At 67.0% G+C, this 379-nt stretch carries 1 protein-coding gene; it reads right to left on the bottom strand.

The window, feature by feature from the left end:
- Positions 1-377 (bottom strand): flagellin N-terminal helical domain-containing protein (locus VO99_RS27570; protein WP_046116177.1); only part of this gene is annotated, 377 nt, incomplete at its 3' end.
- Between the last annotated feature and the right edge of the window lie 2 nt (positions 378-379).

Raw genomic sequence — 379 nt, forward strand, 5'->3', positions numbered from 1 at the left:
ACGATGTTCTTCAGCTCCGAGCCCAGCGCGTCGTACTCGGCCTGCATGGCGGTCTTGTCGTCGGCGGTGGCCGAGCCGTTGGAGGCTTCGGTGGCCAGGTCCTTCATGCGCAGCAGGATGTTGGTCACTTCGTCGAAGGCGCCTTCGGCGGTCTGCATCATCGAGATGCCGTTCTGGGTGTTGCGCATGGCCACGCTCATGCCGCGGGTCTGGGCTTCCAGGCGGGTGGCGATCTGCAGGCCGGCGGCGTCGTCCATCGCGCTGTTGATGCGATAGCCGGTGCCCAGGCGGGTCAGCGAGGTGGACAGCGCGCGCTGCGTGTTGCCCACGGCGTTGGTGGTGGACAGGGCGGCGGAATTGGTGTGCAGGCTCAGCATGG

Source organism: Aquincola tertiaricarbonis, assembly GCF_000969605.1.
Taxonomy (GTDB): Bacteria; Pseudomonadota; Gammaproteobacteria; order Burkholderiales; family Burkholderiaceae_C; genus Aquincola; species Aquincola tertiaricarbonis.